This window comes from Bremerella alba (assembly GCF_013618625.1).
Taxonomy (GTDB): Bacteria; Planctomycetota; Planctomycetia; order Pirellulales; family Pirellulaceae; genus Bremerella; species Bremerella alba.
The window spans coordinates 396,443-413,643 of the sequence record NZ_JABRWO010000001.1 but is presented as its reverse complement, the minus strand read 5'-3'; the positions used below and the strand labels follow the sequence as shown (position 1 = coordinate 413,643).

General features: G+C 54.9%; 17 protein-coding genes and 1 tRNA gene. 3 read left to right on the top strand and 15 right to left on the bottom strand.

From position 1 onward, the window contains the following. Positions 1–42: 42 nt before the first annotated feature. The gene (locus HOV93_RS01660) at positions 43–954 is read right to left on the bottom strand and encodes a sensor histidine kinase (RefSeq protein ID WP_207394700.1); all 912 of its coding nucleotides are present in this window, start codon (positions 952–954) and stop codon (positions 43–45) included. 284 nt (positions 955–1,238) lie between these two features. Here HOV93_RS01660 and HOV93_RS01655 point away from each other — a divergent pair, with 284 nt between their 5' ends. Next, positions 1,239–2,849, top strand: a complete 1,611-nt coding sequence (locus tag HOV93_RS01655; protein ID WP_207394699.1) for a hypothetical protein — start codon at positions 1,239–1,241, stop codon at positions 2,847–2,849. A gap of 184 nt (positions 2,850–3,033) precedes the next feature. On the opposite strand, the gene HOV93_RS01650 is transcribed toward HOV93_RS01655, so the two are convergent. The 5 genes from HOV93_RS01650 to HOV93_RS01630 form a co-directional block, all read right to left on the bottom strand. Next, the gene (locus tag HOV93_RS01650) at positions 3,034–3,273 is read right to left on the bottom strand and encodes a DUF1653 domain-containing protein (RefSeq protein ID WP_207394698.1); all 240 of its coding nucleotides are present in this window, start codon (positions 3,271–3,273) and stop codon (positions 3,034–3,036) included. Between the two features lie 64 nt (positions 3,274–3,337). Beyond that, positions 3,338–3,411, bottom strand: a tRNA-His gene (locus HOV93_RS01645). Between the two features lie 97 nt (positions 3,412–3,508). Beyond that, positions 3,509–4,312, bottom strand: a complete 804-nt coding sequence (locus HOV93_RS01640) for a creatininase family protein (protein WP_207394697.1) — start codon at positions 4,310–4,312, stop codon at positions 3,509–3,511. 59 nt (positions 4,313–4,371) lie between these two features. Continuing rightward, on the bottom strand, positions 4,372–6,210 hold the full coding sequence (locus HOV93_RS01635) for a hypothetical protein (RefSeq protein WP_207394696.1): 1,839 nt from the start codon (positions 6,208–6,210) through the stop codon (positions 4,372–4,374). 257 nt (positions 6,211–6,467) lie between these two features. Beyond that, on the bottom strand, positions 6,468–7,472 hold the full coding sequence (locus HOV93_RS01630; RefSeq protein WP_207394695.1) for a sugar phosphate isomerase/epimerase family protein: 1,005 nt from the start codon (positions 7,470–7,472) through the stop codon (positions 6,468–6,470). Positions 7,473–7,693: 221 nt separating this feature from the next. Here HOV93_RS01630 and HOV93_RS01625 point away from each other — a divergent pair, with 221 nt between their 5' ends. Together HOV93_RS01625 and HOV93_RS26305 are read left to right on the top strand one after the other, a co-directional pair. Then, complete coding sequence (locus HOV93_RS01625; protein WP_207394694.1) at positions 7,694–8,722, top strand: hypothetical protein; 1,029 nt, start codon at positions 7,694–7,696, stop codon at positions 8,720–8,722. A 53-nt stretch (positions 8,723–8,775) separates the two neighbouring features. Further along, positions 8,776–10,287 (top strand): hypothetical protein, encoded by a 1,512-nt coding sequence (locus tag HOV93_RS26305; protein ID WP_207394693.1) that lies wholly within the window; start codon positions 8,776–8,778, stop codon positions 10,285–10,287. 24 nt (positions 10,288–10,311) lie between these two features. Here the strand turns inward: HOV93_RS26305 and HOV93_RS01615 are convergent, their stop codons facing one another. The 9 genes from HOV93_RS01615 to HOV93_RS01575 form a co-directional block, all read right to left on the bottom strand. Further along, the gene (locus tag HOV93_RS01615) at positions 10,312–10,557 is read right to left on the bottom strand and encodes a hypothetical protein (RefSeq protein WP_207394692.1); all 246 of its coding nucleotides are present in this window, start codon (positions 10,555–10,557) and stop codon (positions 10,312–10,314) included. A gap of 98 nt (positions 10,558–10,655) precedes the next feature. Then, complete coding sequence (locus HOV93_RS01610) at positions 10,656–10,970, bottom strand: hypothetical protein (RefSeq protein WP_207394691.1); 315 nt, start codon at positions 10,968–10,970, stop codon at positions 10,656–10,658. Positions 10,971–11,155: 185 nt separating this feature from the next. Further along, a complete protein-coding gene (locus HOV93_RS01605; RefSeq protein ID WP_207394690.1) occupies positions 11,156–11,413 on the bottom strand; it encodes a hypothetical protein in 258 nt (85 codons plus the stop codon). 235 nt (positions 11,414–11,648) lie between these two features. Continuing rightward, positions 11,649–12,152 (bottom strand): hypothetical protein, encoded by a 504-nt coding sequence (locus HOV93_RS01600; RefSeq protein WP_207394689.1) that lies wholly within the window; start codon positions 12,150–12,152, stop codon positions 11,649–11,651. Between the two features lie 231 nt (positions 12,153–12,383). Beyond that, positions 12,384–12,557 carry a hypothetical protein gene (locus HOV93_RS01595; RefSeq protein ID WP_207394688.1) on the bottom strand — a complete coding sequence of 58 codons (174 nt, stop codon included), beginning with the start codon at positions 12,555–12,557 and terminating at the stop codon, positions 12,384–12,386. Then, positions 12,536–12,958, bottom strand: a complete 423-nt coding sequence (locus tag HOV93_RS01590; protein ID WP_207394687.1) for a hypothetical protein — start codon at positions 12,956–12,958, stop codon at positions 12,536–12,538. The genes HOV93_RS01595 and HOV93_RS01590 overlap by 22 nt, the downstream gene beginning before the upstream one ends. Before the next feature lie 88 nt (positions 12,959–13,046). Continuing rightward, positions 13,047–13,817 carry a hypothetical protein gene (locus HOV93_RS01585; protein ID WP_207394686.1) on the bottom strand — a complete coding sequence of 257 codons (771 nt, stop codon included), beginning with the start codon at positions 13,815–13,817 and terminating at the stop codon, positions 13,047–13,049. 13 nt (positions 13,818–13,830) lie between these two features. Next, the gene (gene pepF, locus HOV93_RS01580; RefSeq protein WP_207394685.1) at positions 13,831–15,660 is read right to left on the bottom strand and encodes an oligoendopeptidase F; all 1,830 of its coding nucleotides are present in this window, start codon (positions 15,658–15,660) and stop codon (positions 13,831–13,833) included. A 432-nt stretch (positions 15,661–16,092) separates the two neighbouring features. Next, the gene (locus HOV93_RS01575) at positions 16,093–17,154 is read right to left on the bottom strand and encodes a beta-ketoacyl-ACP synthase III (RefSeq protein WP_315853329.1); all 1,062 of its coding nucleotides are present in this window, start codon (positions 17,152–17,154) and stop codon (positions 16,093–16,095) included. Positions 17,155–17,201: the final 47 nt, after the last annotated feature.

Here is a 17,201-nt window from a genome sequence, read left to right as displayed (position 1 = left end):
TGCTTCTCAGTATAACCCTTTAGCCGATCTTTCCGACGCAGTTCAACTGAATGCGCGAGATTTTTCTTTGATCGTGTCCGATTGAATCAAATCGGTGACGGAAAAATCTACCCGTAGGACCTGTCCCTGGCTCACGGCATGCCCCGACAGAATTTCAAGGCATTCCTGAATTCGCCGACTGCCGACTGGTTCGCCTTGGCCGTCGTCGGTGATACACAATTGAAGTCGGTCATCCTCTTGCACAAGTTCCAGTTCGACGTTCCGAGCGAAGCGGTTACGACGGATCTGATCTAAGGCCTCGCGAACCAGCTGTATCAGCGCACATTCGCACAAAGGAGAGAGGCGATCGAATTCGACATCGTGGTGAAATCGCACGTTGTCGACAAATGTTTCCAACTGATCGAACAAACGCTGCAAGCTGGTGACGACCCCTTCATCTTGGACGAGCGTTGGCGACAGGCAGTTCATCACGCGTCGGGTCTGATACAAGCTGTCGCGAAGCAGGTCGATGGTTCCTTCCAGCGAGTTGCCGGTGGCGTCCATCTGGTGACTAAGAGCTTCTATTTGAAATAGGACAGACGTTAAATTCTGCAAACTCAGGTCATGAAGATCGAGGGCCAGCAATTGCCGCTCGTGATCTTGGTCGGCCTTTAAGAATTGTAAGAAAACTTTGTCTTCGAGCAGTTGGGCGTGCAGTAGCCGGAATGTATCGAGCTCTTGCTGGAGCTGCAAATTTTCTTGAGTGAGTTCGCTCAAACGCTTACCTAGGTAATCTTCGCTTTGGCGCATAGCCACGAACATGGTTGTCGCTATGCCAATCGCCAACAATGCAAAAAACGTTGTCAGGACAGGACTTGGAAGCAATGTTGGCACGATGGATGCAATGATGCCACACGTTGCGGCGAAAAGCCCTAACGCAGAAATGATGACACAGCTTGTTGGTTTGGCAGGCACCGTGGGATGTCCTCAGCCGAGGCAGGCGAGCGAGAGGTGATTCTGTCGTATTGTTAATACCACCCCACAACTCGCGAATCAGCCCCTCCGTTAGGTTGCACGACCGCAGACCTTGCATATTTTGCCTAAAATACACAAGAACCTAATTTATCCCGAACCTTGCAGCCGTTAAAATCGAACTTTGCCAGTCAAGACTGATGAATGACCTACTGTTGAAGAGGCGTCGGGTGAGACGCCCATATGACCTACTTGTTTTCAGAAAGTTTCTGGGGGAAAGATTGACCATGCTCCGTGTTGTTTTGATTCTTACGATGACCTTTTTGAGCGTTCCGCAACTCGCGGAAGCTGGTCGCCGACACTGCCAAACTGGCTGTGCGACGCCTTGTGCTACCAGCTGTGACGCCGGATGTGGCTCGGCCGGTTGTGGAGAAACGGCACCTGTCACGATGGTCGAAAAGACCGTCATGGTTCCTACGACAGTGATGGAAACCCGTACTGTTACCAAGACCGTTTGCAAGCCTGAAACTCGTGAACAGACCTACAAGGTTTGCAAACGCGTTCCAGAAACTAGCTACGTCACCAAGCAGTACACCGTGACAGTTCCAACTTGGGAAACCAAGACGGTTAACTACACCGTGAACAAGCCTGTCTACGAAACCAAGACCGGTACCAAGACCGTCATGGTTCCCGTGACCAAGACGAAGACCGTCAACTATGACGTTCGTAAGCCTGTTTACGAAACCAAGACCGGTACCAAAACCGTCATGGTTCCCGTAACCAAGACGAAGACCGTCAACTACAACGTTCGTAAGCCTGTTTACGAAACCAAGACCGGTACCCGCACCGTGATGGTTCCGACTTGGGAAACCAAGACGGTCAATTACACCGTGAACAAGCCTGTCTACGAAACCAAGACCGGTACCAAGACCGTCATGGTTCAGGACTGGGAGACCAAGACCGTCGACTACACGGTGAGCAAGCCTGTTTGGGAAACCAAGACGCGTACCACCACCGTGATGGTTCCTCATCAAGAAGAACGTTCTGGCACGCGAACCGTTTGCCGAAGCGTTCCAGAAACGATCACCAAGACTCGTAGCGTTGATCGTGGCTGCTGGCAAGCCAAGACCAGCACCGACTGCTGCGGTTGCCCAACCACCTGCAAGGTTTGGTGTCCGAACGTTGTCGAAGAACCTTACGAATGCACCGTCATGCGTCAGGTCACCGAAGAAGTGCCGTACACCTACACCGTGTGCGTCATGAAGCCGGAAGAACGTACTCAGACTTACAAAGTCTGCAACATGGTCACCGAGACCAAGCAGAAAGAAGTCAGGCACATGGTCTGCCGTCCAGAAACCAAAGAGTACACCTACCAGGTGTGCAACATGGTTGCTGAAACGAAGACCAAGGAAGTCAAGCACAAGGTTTGTGTTCCCGAAACTCGTGAATACACCTACCAGGTTTGCAACTACGTGACCGAGACCAAGTCGAAGGAAGTCTCGTACACCGAATGTGTTCCTGAAACTCGTGAGTACACCTATCAGGTGTGCAACTACGTGACCGAAACCAAGTCGAAGGAAGTGAACTACACCGAGTGTGTGGCTCAGCAGCAAGAGTACACCTACAAGGTGTGCAACATGGTTCCGGAAACCCACACGAAGGAAGTCAAGCACATGGTTTGCAAGACGGAAACTCGTACCAAGGAAGTTCCGGTTACGACCTACAAGAACGTGTACGAAGACAAAGTTCGCACGTACACCGTCATGGTTCCTCACACCGTGACCGAAGAAGTTCAGGTTCCTGTTTGCAAGATGGTTCCTAAGACCATCCAGGTTCCAGCTTGCGGCACCAGCTCGTGTGCTTCGACCACTTCGGCTTGTAGCAGCTGCGGTGCGTAAGCATCGGCTCACGCCTGATTAGATAAAAACTTAAAAGCCTGAGGTCGAAAGATCTCAGGCTTTTTTCATACGCCGCTCATGCCATCATCGTCGCTTGGTGTGTCGTATGTCCCCAGAGAGATCAGCCCCCGAGAGCACCGAGGCATGGGCGTTGTCGCCCAGGGGTGAGCCTGGCAGGGAAGACCTAGAACGTTTCCGGCCCCAGGTATTCAAACCGTGGCACGTCTTGCCCGCCGATGGACACCGATTCCATAAACATAGCCAGCGGCCGTACCCATAAGCTCTTATCGCCGTAATCCTTGCGATAAACGACAAGGGGCTCTTCGGTTTCGCTATGCCGTGCAATGCCCAGTACGACGTACATGGGGCCTTTGTAGTGGCGATATCGACCGCAAGCCAGTTGCTGCTCGGGAAGATCCGACATGGGCTGCGAGAGCCTTCTTAAAGAAGGAGCCAGGTCAAGCGGCCCCAGCCAAAGAAAAAGAAAGGGTGGATAGAGGGATTCGAACCCACGACCCCTGGAATCACAATCCAGTGCTCTAACCAACTGAGCTATACCCACCACAATTGAAGCGACTTATCTTAAATGCTGCTAAGGAGTTCGTCAATTGGCTGGGCCCGCCTATTTCTGCAAGACCAGCCAATTTAACGGCTTACGTTCATTTATCGATCACAAACGGGAAGCTCTCGTCCCCCTCGGCACTGGAAAGCTGGACCAGGAAAGGGGCCAGACGGTTCACCAGTAAGTCCATTAATCGCTCCCCTTTTTCGGCCGTTGCCTCGTGCGGATTGCCAGATCCGCTGTTGGTCGTCAGTAGATGCCAGGGGCGGGTAATCGAAACCCAGCCACGCTCCAGGGCCTCCATTTGCATCGACCTGGTCGCTCCGGAGTCAGCGTCGAACGACCCATCTGGTCGCCGCGCGACCAGCTCTGGGCGGTAAGCCAGGATCATTGAGGTCTCCATTTCGCCTGCATGATCTTCTTTATGGGTAAAGATCTCGTGATATTCTTCTTCGTTAAAGGCCTTAAACCAGTTGCATAAGAAAACATGTGCGTCCGTTTTCCCGTACAACTCTCGCAGCAGTGGCTTCATCTCGTTGCCGCCATGGCTGTTCAGTAGCACCACCTTCTTGATGCCACTTTGCACGAGCGATTGGATGAGATCGGTAACGACGGCAAACAGCGTCGATGGGTCAAGGTTCATCGCCAACGGGAACTGCCGCATGTTGGTCTCGGTGCCGTAGGGGATAGTCGGCAGAAGCACGACCTTGGCGCCCTGGTTGTGGGCTGCCTCGCATATCCGCTCGCCGATCTGGGTTCCTTCGTAGTCGTCGGTTCCGTACGGCAGGTGAAGGTTGTGCGGCTCAGTGGCACCCAAGGGAAGCACGGCAACTTCGTACTGAGTGGTCTTTACGTGGCCGTAGTTAACTTCAGAAAGTTTCCAGGGACGAGCGTCAGGCATCGATGCGGTTCCAGCAGGAAGGAAGGGAAGTGGAGGAGCCCTCGATTCTAAAGGGCCGCTTACTGATGAACCACCACCTGCGGTAGCGATTGCTTCAACCGTTCGATCCCCTGCGGCGTGATTTGCGTTTGCCGGGCATCGATCATCTGAAGGTCTTGTAGCCCGGCTAGCTTCAACAGGCCTTCGTCGGTAATCTGCGTGACGGCCATGCGTAACACTTTTAGGTTTGATAGCGAGCGTAAGTGATCGAGGCCTGCATCAGTGACCGGCGTGCCGCTAATGTCGAGTTCTTCCAGGGTCGAGAGCTTGCCGATCGCGGCCAGCCCTGCGTCGCTGAGCCGCGTGGTGGCAAGGCTTAAGTCGCGAAGTGATCGGCAGCCAGTCAGATGGGCAATACCGGCATCGGTGATCTTCGTTTTCGTGAGATCTAGCCAACGCAAACTCTCAAACGTGCCGATACGCGTGAGAGAGGCATCCGTGATTTTGTCCATACTGCTAAGCACCAAGTCGGTGGTAGGAGCACCCTCAGGAATCGCCAAGACGTCCTTATCGCCGATCTTCAGATAATCTTGGTAGCGCTGGTCTAACGAGAAAGTAGATGGGTCTTTGACTGTCTCAAACAGCGAATTAGCCTGATCGCGTCCCAGGTAGATTTCTTTCAGGTACTCAACGAATGACTCACGCCACTTTTTTATTGCCGGGTTGGAATCGGGCGGTAGGTCGAGAAACATCTGCGCAACGCCTGCCGACTCACTGTAGATCGCCCCGATATCAGGGCTCTTCTGAATGTCATCACGGCTCATAGCCGCAAGTTTCTCGATCGGAAGGTAGAACCCTCCGGTGAAGAACCGATTCCTGGCGAACTGCAACCGCGATGCATCCACGCCGCCGAGCGTGACATACCCATCAAAGATGCGCAGCGACTCCATGTACATCGCTACCCCTTCGATTGCCCAGAAGTTGAAGTTCAACCCGACGTCTTTCGAGGCCGAGCGGTACTCCTGAAACAGCTGATGCGAAACCTCGTGATGCCAGGTCGCATGCGAGGCGGCGCTGTCATCGTGAAAGAGGTACACCTTCTCTTCGTCGAACTGGTAAATTCCTAGCGTGATGCCAATCCGTGGCTGGACCTTTTCCAGGTAATTGACGTACTCGCCACGCGTTTTGAACAACACGATTTGAAACTTCTTCCGTACCGGGCTTGGCGAACCTCCATCGAAGTACCCAGCCAGTTGCAACTCGTTGCTCCAGAACGAGAAGAACATCTGCTCCCATGCCGAATAGACAATCTCCAGTCGCTCGCCCAGCTTCAGCCCTTCGGCCTCGCTCGTGTTGGTCAAGATTTGAAAGTGGGGTGTATCGATCTGCCAGAAGCTCTTCGCTGGCCAATCGAATTTGGGGTGCGAATATCGCGGCTGCTTGGCCCGGGTCACCACGCCTGGTCGTCGCCAAGTGTCGTTGACGTTGGCATAGCCAAGTATCCGCCGCGCGTCGGCATGATCGGGGTTCTCTCGCAGCACCTCGTGCAGCGTTTGATACGACTGGGCTCCCTGGTGGGCGACCAGAAGATCTTGGGCGTGCTGGTACAACGCATCTGCGTGCTCGTTACGGATCGTGCGAAATTTCTGATACCAAAACTGGACCAACTGCGAGGCATCGCTCGCCGGTTGAAGCGGATCGCTCTCCGGCACCAGGTAAAAGAGGTTTGCCTGGCCGTACGGGGGAATGATCCACGTGCGAGTTCTCTCGGCCTGTTCAGGCAGATTTACCTCGTCGCACTTCGCGGCCAACGCGTTGAGCTGCGTCTGAAAACGCGCGTCGATCTCCGCCCGAGACGGTGCATCGGCTTGCATCGTCACGGCCGAAAGGATCAGGATGGCAGCGGTGGATAGTTGCAATGGAAAGTCCCGTAGAGTGCGTGGCAACGCACCGATATGGTAAAAGGATCGAACGATGCCAGTAAAGTGAAAGCTCTCGCAATACTCTAGTGTGACTTGCAACCTGTTTGCTTGCCAACTTCTGGCACGTGCGCATGAAAAAACCGAGCCGGAATATGCTTCTGGCTCGGTTTGTTTCGTTTGTAGCGATTTACGGGGAAAACCGCTCACCCTAACCTTGTCCTCTCTGGGGAGAGGGAACAAGTGCGAAAAATCGTTTATTGCTTTTCCTTGTCGAACGCTGAATCGAACGCCACGTCGCTAGGGGCGAAATCGATGCTGCGAACGAACTCGCACGATTCTTCCGCACCGTGCATACGGTCCATGCCGCTGTCTTCCCATTCGATGCTCAGCGGGCCGGTGTACTGAATGTCATTTAGGGCACGGATGATCTCTTCAAAGTTTACACCGCCATGGCCAGGGCTACGGAAGTTCCAACCGCGACGGTGATCGCCGAAATCGATGTGGCTTCCCAAGATGCCGGTGCGACCGTTGAGCGTTGTGATCGCGTCCTTGATGTGCACATGGTAGATGCGGTCGGGGAAGTAACGAATGAACTCGACCGGATCGATGCCTTGCCATAGCAGGTGGCTCGGGTCGAAGTTGAACCCAAATTCTTCGCGATGGCCGATTGCATCTAAGGCCTTTTCGGCGCTGTAGATGTCGAAAGCGATTTCGGTGGGGTGCACTTCCAGACCGAACTTGATCCCGCATTCGCCGAAGACATCCATGATCGGATTCCAACGGTCAGCAAACAACTTGAAGCCGTCGTCGATCATCTTCGGAGGAACCGGCGGAAAGCTATAAAGCAGATGCCAGATGCTGCTGCCGGTAAAGCCGTTGACGACCGGCACACCAAACTTTTGAGCAGCCCGGGCAGCGTTCTTCACGGCTTCGGCAGCTCGGTCGTTGACCGACGAAGGATCGCCGTCGCCCCAAACCGATTCCGGCAGGATGGCCTTGTGGCGTTCGTCGATGATGTCGCAAACGGCCTGACCGCAAAGATGGGTGCTGATCGACCAGCAGCCCAGGTCGAACTTGTCCAACTGCTCGCGTTTCTTGTCGCAATAGTCGTCTTCGGTGACGGCGCGGTCCACTTCAAAGTGGTCACCCCAGCAAGCTAATTCGAGACCGTCAAAACCAAAACCTTTCATGGTCTTGGCTAAATCGTCTAGTTTCATATCGGCCCATTGGCCGGTGAACATCGTGACTGCGCGAGCCATGCCGTGCTCCTTTGCGGGGGTGAAAAACGCGTCGATGGTTGTCAATCGAAAAGCGTAGAAATCGACAGAACCGGTATTTTGTCCCTTCCCTTGCATCGTTGCAACCAGTCAGAGATCGCCGGTAAGGGAATTCCAAGGGTAACGATTCTGCCAATTCCCCGGCTGCGCCCTAAGCGGGTGCTACAATTGAAGGGTGAACGAGAACCGAAAGGGTACCAAGCATGGCACAACTACGCATACTTTTAACGAACTTGATCCTCTTGGCCCTTCCGGCGACGGCTTGGGCCGATCATCGCGTCTCGCTTGAAGTGATCACCGAGAAAGGCCTGTCGATCACTGCCCTTCAAGAGTGGACCCGGTTGCTGGATAACAAGGGAGCCGATTCGGTCAAACTGCGCAGTGGTCGCGACGGCGAAAGCGTCGGCATCGAAGAGGTCGACCTGGGGCGAAGTCAATCGTATCGCGTGACAGCCATTCTGGGCCGAGACCAGACGTTACACATGCCTGATGGCAATCGCTTCACCAAACGAAACTTGGGCGAATTGCCGCAGTGGTTTCATCGCATCAAGGTGGGTGGCGAAGACGAACTGATGCGCCAGCCCCAGCGTGACGGTATGACCCGTGCCGAACGCAAAGAAGTCCTGGCAAAGCTTTCCAAGCCGCTCGATTTCCATACCCAAGATCAGCCCTTGGCCGAACTACTGGGCGCGGTCAGACAACTGACAGGACTGAATTTCGACGCTTCCCCGGCGATGGTGGCCCGCGTGAAGATGCTCAAAGCGAAAGACGAACTCCATGGTTTTAGCGCCGGCACCGCGATGGCGATCTTGCTGCGAGGGCACGGATTGATCGTCGTTCCCCAGCGAGAAGTGGGCGGCACCGTCAATCTGCATGTGTTGCCGATGGGAGCCAGCGACGATGCCTGGACGGTTGGGCAACCGCTGACGCGAAGCCCGGCCGATACGTGCCCGGTGCTGTTTCAATTCATCGAAGTAGAAATCAATCGGACGCCGCTTGAGAAGGCCCTCGGGGCGATTGGGCCTCGTTTAAAGACGGCCATGTTCTTCGATCACGCCAAGATCGCTAAAGACAATATTGATACCGAAGTCGACGTTCGTTTCCCCAAAGACAAAACGTTCTACAAGAAGATCCTCGACCACATCCTCTACCAGGCGCTGCTCAGTGTTGATCTGAAAGTCGACGAGTCTGGCAAGCCGTTTCTGTGGATTACTTCCGCCAAACGTGGATGATCGGCGGAAAAGGTTGGCAGGCACACTGTCTTCGTGTATAGAATAACGCAGAAGTGCGGCGGACGAAGAAAGTCGGTCGCGGGACCTGCCGACTCATCCTCTTTCTGCGTACGACCATGACTTGCCGGTTTGCTAAAACTTTCCTCTTGCCTGTGCTCGTTTTGCTGTTGATCGTTGCGGTAGAGGTGCCCTTTGCGGGGATGCTACATGCGGCCGAAATTGCTGCCTGGAAGAAACAGGGTGGCACCGAAAGTTACTTCATCGACAGTGGCAGCGGGAAGTGGTTGGAGGTCGATTCCGAGGGCGGGGCGATTCGTTTCGAGGAGCTTCAGCGTAAGAAGGAGAGCGTCGAGATTATCGACCGCGGACGCCAAATCAAAATCCTCCTCAGTCCGAAACAAGCCGAGCTGTCTGTCGGCGGTCGCCCTTATCAGCGTTGGGTAAACGGCGATTGGGTGGATGCCGCTGACCTACCCGAGTTCGCCAGGTTCTCGCCGATCGATCGCAAGGTGCGCTTGATCTATTTTGTGCCGACCGATCGCGAGCCTAAAAAGGGGTACCGCGAAAAGATCAACACGTTGATGTACTTTGTCAACGAAACCTATCGGTACGAGTTCCGTCGTCGCGGTCTGCCGGATCGTGGCCTTGTCTTTCAGACCGACGACCAGGGCACACCCATTGTGCACCTGGTAAAGGGAAAGCACCCTGCGACGCATTACAACGGCGCACCTAACTACGATGCGTATTTCCAACTGCGGCAACTACAGCCAGAGCTTCCGCGCAGCATCGGTTCTCAGGCAACCCATCTGGTAATCACCTTCGCCGAAACGTACGACGAAGGCCCGCACCCATTCGAATGGCCCGGCGGAATCGCCTTAGGAGGCTGGCGTTCGGCTGATGGAGGAACGGCCAACTTTTCAGCCTGGGTTCTGCAAGATATGTTCTGTGCGACGTCGGTGGCCGAGCAAGAGAAGCTCTTTCAAGATCGCACGCCGATTGAAGGACGCGTTGCGTTAGGGAACGGGCGACGCAACTCTCCTCGGTATGAATTCATCGAAGATGGCTTCGGCGCCGTGATTCACGAAGTGGGGCATGCATTGGGATTGCCGCACGATCAGCGTGACGATCGCCACTACATTATGGGCAATGGCTTCCGGATGCTGAAAGAAAACCTCAACGATCAAACGCCAGTCTCCGGCAGGGCTCGTTTCTCCGACGCCAATGCCAACATTCTGGCCTCGTCGCGGCTGCTCAATCCTGGGGTAGATCTCACCGACAACGCAGCTGCTCAGCTGGAAGTCAAGCTCGAGCCCACGCAAAAGCCGAACGTCTATCAGGTAAGTATTCAAGCTAAAGACGATCACGGCGTGAAGGCCGTTCTATACTACGACGACGTCCGCGGAACGGTCGTCGACGGACTGCAGCTAGACGGAACTAAAGACGAAGACCGGCGAGAGCTAGAACTTAAAGCCGATGAGCAAAAGAAAGAGGTTCGCCTAGAGGCTAGGGTGATCGATCAAGGCGGCAACATCACAACGGTTCGAGCCGTTAGACCGCTACCGTAACGCATGCAGCCCTGCAGCTGCGATCTACCAACGACCAGGCCGAAAGTCAGGGCCAAAGCCTGATCCATAGCCGTACCCACCATGGCCAAAGCCTCGATACTCTCGTGCAGAGTAAGAGGAACGATGCTGGTGGACAGGAATTTTCTGCAATACCGGTACGCGCTGTGGGACACTACGCCCGCGCCACGTTCGTCGCCAGGCAGCTTCGACTTGGGTTACCAATAAGCAGCTCGACAGCAGCGTCGTGAAAACAAGAAGGGTACGGATCAACCTGATTCTCCTCAAAGGTGAAAGCTTCCAAAGCAAAATCAAGCGACGCCCTCCCGTGAAGGAGAGCGCCGCCCTGAGTGAGGTCGGTGTCAAAGCGATTAGAAGCCAACGCGGAAACTAACGCCAGGACCGTAGCCATAACCGCCGCGATACCCATAGTAGCCATAGGTCATAGGGCGATAGTAATAGCGTGGTCCGGGATAGTAACCGGCGGCACCATAGGCCGGTCCATAGTAGTGATTTCGGTAGGAAACGCCGCCGTAGTATCTGGCCGTGCGGACCGGGGCATTGTAGTAGCGGTAATTCGCGACGTTTGCTCGATAATATCGGCGACCACCGGCGTCGGCCTCAGGCGTCGCGATAAACATCATTCCGCCGGAAACAATGGCGGCCAAAAGCAGTGTACGAAACATGGCTTTACTCCTCTGAGAAGCCAGGAAGACGGCAGGAAACTTCCCTCATCAGCATTGTTCGCACACATGTACGCCAAGCCAAGTAGCAATGTCTTGGAACCGGCTAGATTTACCATCGATCAAAAAAAACACCGCGTTAGCTCATGGCCAACGCGGCGTCGTGTAAGGTGGATCGCATTGCCGTTTTACCAGCAGACACCACCGCTGCAGTGCGAGCTGGGGCGTTGGTAGCTTTGGCCACCACATTGATTCCAGCTATTTTGGTGGCAGCCGCCGTAGCTGTTGTTGTAACAGCCGCGATGGCGATAACTTCCGTGATGGCTCTGGGCACAACCACTGTAACTTTGATGGCCGCAATGACGGTGTCGCCAACCAGCCTCGGCAACCGAAGCCATCGACAATCCAACGACAAGCACGACGGTCATAAGCAACGCTCGGACCATGAAATCCCTCCTTAGGTGCATGAAAAAGTGTTGAAACGGGTTGTCGAAGCTGGTGCATTCGCTGTACCGATTCGTAGTAGTTTGGGTAAGAAGGACTCCGTTAAAACCCTAAGACCTGTACATGTCGGAAAGAAAGATTCCCTCAGGTTCTTTCTAGACCGGCTCTGTCAATTGGCGTTGGTTTTTCTCGAGTCAGCTTGGTCGCCAAGCGATCGGATGTCGGTGGCAAAAAGGGCTAAGGGCAAAGATAGGGCGAACCTTGATGCGGGATATCTGGTAACTCTTCCACACGTTGAAAGTAGAAATCGATCAATTGTTTATCTCCCAGCACGCCTGACGGGGGAGTATTCGAGCGAACCATGACCTTGTAGGCACCATCGCGTAGCAGCAGCGTTTGCTCACTTGAACACTCGGCATTCCATTCCATCAGGTCGTACAGATCGCGAAAGCAAACTTTTCCGCCAATGCAACGAAACGGAAGCTCCAGGCTGAACTCGTGTTGCTCGGAACACATCGCCGGTTGGCCTCGCTGAACTCGCAGACGAAACGTACCGGGTGTGCCGGTGCAGAAGCCGACGATCGAGCCTGCACGAACGTGCCGCCGTACATCCGGCACGTTCGTATAGTGGACACTTAAGTAGTCGTCCCCCTCTTCGATATGCGACGCATTGTGTGGGGAATAGAAGATGATGCCCATGCCAACGGTTTCGAGCTGGATGGATTTGACGGTCGAGTTCACGAAGTTTGCTGCCCCTGAAGATCTTGCTGGTAAAAATTGTCTGGCCGAAACGTATTCTATTTTAAAAGCCGCTTCATGGGCGACGCAACGCCGTGCGAACTGGCATCACCGAGATCGCAGCCAGAACGTCTCAGACCACTCTCGCAAGAGAACGCTGCGCAGATGATCGTGAATGCTGGGAAGTGCTTCGCTTACTTGGCGGCCTGCGGGGAACCGGAGCGCGCTGCGCGGCTATCGCCGCCAGAACTCCCACCACTTTCTTGCCGCCGGATCGCGGGCCAGGTGATGAAAGAGATCGGTCCCTTCGCCAGGCAGCGATTCATGAAATGAGAACCCGGTGATGCGCCGAGCTGTTTCGATGGGAACTTCCATGAGGCAGTCGATCAGTTGATTCGACTCGTCCATGGCCGCTTGTTCGCCAGCGTACCAGTTTGGATTTCGTCGAACATCGGCGGCAACTTGCCGGCCGCATCCAAGTGGTGTCGACCGGCAGCCAGTTGACTGTCGTGGGTGATTTCCCAGGCCAGCTTACCGTTTTTCCAGCCGCAGGTGCTGGCGTACATCACGTGTTCCTCAACGGCGCATGTCACCAGTTCACACTGCCGGGAAAGCCGACGCAGACGCCGCGTATTGGCATAGTCGCACCGCTCTGAGACGACCAGATACCAGCCGGTCGTCAGGGCGATGCCCGAGAGCGTGCCGTCGGGGAAGCCTGCGTAGGTTTCTCCACTCGCCAAGCCCAAAGCACACAGCGTATCGTCAGGCGATTTTCCCGACACGGCTAACCAAGAATAAGCGGAACCCACGGTGACGACTCCTTTCCGACGACATCATGAAGATCACGCTTTAGATGATAGAAGAAGCACACCCAAGTTTGAATCAGGGGGGCCTGAATCAATTGGGCTCTTCCGGAAGGGGAAAAGCACCGACGGCTTGCAAACCGTCGTCGTCGATACGATAGACCTCCGTCGAGATTGCATAGGGGCTGCGGGTATATTCTCGCACCACCACCGGACCAACACGCCCGGCAAACTCCTGATGTTGGGCACCCCACAAGTAAAGGAAGTCACGGTCGGGCACTACCGCCATGACCGGCCAGCCCAGTTTGTCTTTGACCAATTGCCGCAAGTTAGGCGCCAAGATCAACGCCGCTTTGAAAGGCAACGCCGTGATCACGTAACCTAACGGAACGCCGTCGACTTCTTGGGCTTCAAGCGTTGCCGCATCGACCTCGTGGCTGAGATTGGCAAACGCATTGTCACTCGCTTCCAATTCTGAAAGACCAAGTATTTCCAGGACGTTTGGCGTAACCCAAGAGATCGCACTACCACACGCCGACAGATGAACCAAGACCCGGTCGACCGAGTCGCTGACGGCGACGCAGTAGTCGGCTTTCTCTTGGTGATCGTTCGGCTCGAGCGACCAGAAAAGCCGCTCGGCGGCGTAGTCATTTGTGTTGGGCTTGGCCGATGCAATGACCGTATCGACAAACCGGGCGACCCGCTCGGCATCGACATCGGAAGCCAGCTCGCGTTCGAGATTATCGAGGCTGACCTTCAGTTGCCTCTCGTCGACGGTCAACAGATGGCGGCCTGATTCGGGATCGATCGTAAACGAGAACCCACGCTGGGTGAGTTCTCGTTCAAATTGCTCGCGGACATTCATCGCGACGTAACCCTTACAGCAAGTCGTCCAGTTGATCGACCAGGCTCTCGAAATGACTCAAGGCCATATCAACCGGCTTGGGGCTTTCCATGTCGACGCCAGCGTCTCGCAGCAGGTCGAGTGGATACTTCGAGCAGCCACCTTTGAGGAAGGAGAGATAATCATCCAGTTCCTGCTTGCCACCGTTGAGCACTCGCATGCTCAGAGCGATCGCCGCGGACAGCCCAGTGGCATACTTGTAAACGTAGAACGCGCGGTAGAAGTGCGGGATGCGGATGCATTCCAGCTTCAACTGCGGGTCGATCACGAACTCGGGGCCGAAGTAACGTTCCAGAAGGCCTTGGTAGACTTCCTGCAAAGACTTCGAGGTGAGAGGTTCGCCTGCTTCGCACATCGCGTGGGTGATCTTCTCGAACTCGGCGAACATCGTCTGACGAATGATCGTTCCTCGGATGGCGTCGATATCGCGGTTGATGAGATAGGCCCGTTCGAGATCGCTTTCGGCGTTCTCTTGCAAGTGCTGACTCAGCAGTTGTTCGTTGAACGTGCTGGCCACTTCGGCTACGAAGATCACATAGTTGTAGTACTGGTACGGCTGGTTTTTGCTCGAGTAATAACTGTGCATCGAGTGCCCGGCCTCGTGAGCGAGCGTGAACACGTCGTCCAGCACATCCTTTTTGTAGTTCATCAGAATGAACGGAGCCGCATCGAAGCTACCGCAACTGAACGCACCACTTTGCTTGCCGGCGTTGGGGTAACGGTCACACCAACGGGCCTTGGTAAGACCTTCCTGCAGTACGTTGCAATACTCGGGGCCGAGCGGAATCATCGCGTCCATGATCACTTCAACCGCTTCGTCCCAAGTGTGCTTCTTCTTAATGTTGTTCAAGATCGGCACATAGGTGTCGTAGTGGTGAAGTTCCTTCAGCTTCATCTTGCGGCGACGCAAATCGAAGTAGCGATGCACGGCCGGCAGATGGCTGTGGACAGAGCCAATCAAGTTGTCGTAGACCGACTCTGGTACATTGTCAGCGTAAAGGGCCTGACCACGGGCGCTGTCATAGCCACGAACCTGAGCATTGAAGACGTCTTTCTTGATCGAGCCGGAAAGGGTCGCGGCAAGCGTGTTCTCGTGTCCTTCAAACTGCTGATAGTACTGCTCGAAGGCCTTCTTGCGAACCTTGCGTTCTGGCGAGAGAAGGAATTCCATCAGGGTCGAGTTGGTCAGTTCCTGCTCTTCGCCATTTTCATTTTTGACAGTGCCGAACTTCATGTCGGAATCGAGCAACTGGCGGAACGCCTGGCCAGCGGCCCCGGCCATTTCGCTTTGCATGGCCAGAATGCGTTCTTCCTTTTTACCCAGCGTGTACTTCTTGAAACGTGTCATCCGTTCCAACGCCAAGCGGTAACCTTTGAGCACCCGGTCGTCCAGCAGTTCCTGCAGCCGCTTGGCGGGAATCGCTTGGATTTCCGGAGCAATGTAGCTGGCGGCCTGACCGAGCTTGCTGGCCACCGATTGGAAGCGAGCCATGCGACGTTGGTTCTCGTCGTTGGCCTGGTCTTCGGTCGTTTTAAGAAACGCGTAGATGCCCAGCTTTTCGCCAAGTCGATCGACTTCGGTATCGAACTTCAAGCAGGCCAGCAGTTCCTTGGGGCCTTGCGCAAGCGTGCCGCGAAACTTCTCGAAGCCCGCTTCCTTCTTGGCCAGCTTTTTGAAGTCCTTCTCCCACGCTTCCGGGTCAGGATACAAGCTGCTCAAGTCCCAGGTATCTTCGGTGGCAACCTGATCTCGCGTGAGGGCTTTTTTGACAGACTTCTTCGCTGCTTGGGCAGTCTTGGCCATGTTGGTTCCTTCTCAGTTTTTCTAATCGCTAATCTCGAAGGCAATCGTACCGCGTAAAAGCGTATGGATAAAGATTAGGTTGGGTTTGAGTTTTCAGTTTGAAGTGTTCGGTTTTCAGTAAGAGAGAGGAGGGGAGCGACCGCGGGTTACGCGGATGGGCGCGGATAAGAAGCGAAGTTAGGCACAGATAGATAGAGAGCAGGGTGCCCCAGAGATTTATCACTGGGGCGGCGTAGCCGACAAGCGGCTCATGAATGGACGTTACTGACAATTGAAACGTGTTATTGGTTTCAGGCTGTATGCATTAGCCGCTTGTGCCCGATGCACACCCAGAGATAAATCTTTGGGCTATCCTGAATAACGAAATTCACAAAAAAAGGACACCCAAGGATGCCCTGTTAATATTTGCGTAATTTACGGTTGGTCGACTGCCTACCACTGAAAGACGGTCGTACCCCACGAGAGACCGGCCCCGAAGCCGCAGAGCAGGATTCGGTCGCCGCGATGAATGAGACCTTTTTGCATCGCTTCGTCCAGCACGAGCGGGACACTACCGGCCGACGTATTGCCGTATTGGTCGAGATTGACCACCATTTTCTCGCGCGGAAAGCCGAGGTTTTCGCAGGCCGCGTCGATGATGCGAACGTTGGCTTGGTGCAGCAGAACGAGCGAGATGTCGTCTGCCGTCAAATGGGCGTCGAAAAGGACGTCGCGAATCGAATCTTCGATGACCCGCACGGCCCACTTAAAGACGCTGCGGCCATCCATGTAAAGATATTGTTTCCCGTCGGTTAGGCCCTGTTCGGTAAGGGGCTCGCGCGAACCACCGCCTGGGACGCACAACAGCGGACCGCCGTCTCCTTCGCTTCCCAGCGTGTAAGACAGCATACCGTGTTGGTCGCTGGCCGGACCGAGAACGACCGCCCCGGCCCCGTCGCCGAACAGGGGATAAGTCTTCTTGTCTTCGGGGTTCGAGATTCGCGACAACAAATCGGCACCGACCACCAAGGCCCGGCGGCTAGTGCCGGTTTTAATAAACTGAGCCGCTGTGATCATCGCGTAAAGGAAGCCTGCACAAGCCGCGCTGACGTCCATGGCCGCCGCGCGAATGCCCAGGCGTTCCTGCAAGCGGCATGCGGTGGAAGGGGTCGCCGAATCAGGCGTGAAGGTGCCAACCACAATCAGATCGATCTCGTCGGCTTCGATTCCGGCCGACTTGATCGCTGCGATGGCGCTTTCGTAGGCCATGTCGCTGGTGGCGATATTTTCAGGAGCGTGACGACGTTCTCGAATGCCGGTGCGTTGCACGATCCACTCGGGATCACATCCCAGCGAGGAAAGGTCTTCGTTAGGAACGACCTTCTCGGGAACGTAACTACCGGTACCCAGGATCTGAAAGCCCATTAATGAACGAAGGTGACTCCGCCCAGAGGGAACTGGGCGCGGAGAGGTCGTTTCATTGCGGGGAGAAGAATTAGGTTGCGCCGTCGCCATGCTTTCGTTTCGTGAGGGAACCGGTGCGGGAAAACGATTTAATGTAC

Excerpts from the sequence above, each read along its gene's own strand:
- HOV93_RS01655 (WP_207394699.1), top strand. The coding sequence starts at position 1,239 with ATGCTCCGTGTTGTTTTGATTCTTACGATGACCTTTTTGAGCGTTCCG.
- HOV93_RS01650 (WP_207394698.1), bottom strand. The coding sequence starts at position 3,273 with ATGTCGGATCTTCCCGAGCAGCAACTGGCTTGCGGTCGATATCGCCAC.
- HOV93_RS01640 (WP_207394697.1), bottom strand. The coding sequence starts at position 4,312 with ATGCCTGACGCTCGTCCCTGGAAACTTTCTGAAGTTAACTACGGCCAC.
- HOV93_RS01630 (WP_207394695.1), bottom strand. The coding sequence starts at position 7,472 with ATGGCTCGCGCAGTCACGATGTTCACCGGCCAATGGGCCGATATGAAA.
- HOV93_RS01625 (WP_207394694.1), top strand. The coding sequence starts at position 7,694 with ATGGCACAACTACGCATACTTTTAACGAACTTGATCCTCTTGGCCCTT.
- HOV93_RS01610 (WP_207394691.1), bottom strand. The coding sequence starts at position 10,970 with ATGTTTCGTACACTGCTTTTGGCCGCCATTGTTTCCGGCGGAATGATG.
- HOV93_RS01605 (WP_207394690.1), bottom strand. The coding sequence starts at position 11,413 with ATGGTCCGAGCGTTGCTTATGACCGTCGTGCTTGTCGTTGGATTGTCG.
- HOV93_RS01595 (WP_207394688.1), bottom strand. The coding sequence starts at position 12,557 with ATGGACGAGTCGAATCAACTGATCGACTGCCTCATGGAAGTTCCCATC.
- HOV93_RS01585 (WP_207394686.1), bottom strand. The coding sequence starts at position 13,817 with ATGAATGTCCGCGAGCAATTTGAACGAGAACTCACCCAGCGTGGGTTC.
- pepF (WP_207394685.1), bottom strand. The coding sequence starts at position 15,660 with ATGGCCAAGACTGCCCAAGCAGCGAAGAAGTCTGTCAAAAAAGCCCTC.
- HOV93_RS01575 (WP_315853329.1), bottom strand. The coding sequence starts at position 17,154 with ATGGCGACGGCGCAACCTAATTCTTCTCCCCGCAATGAAACGACCTCT.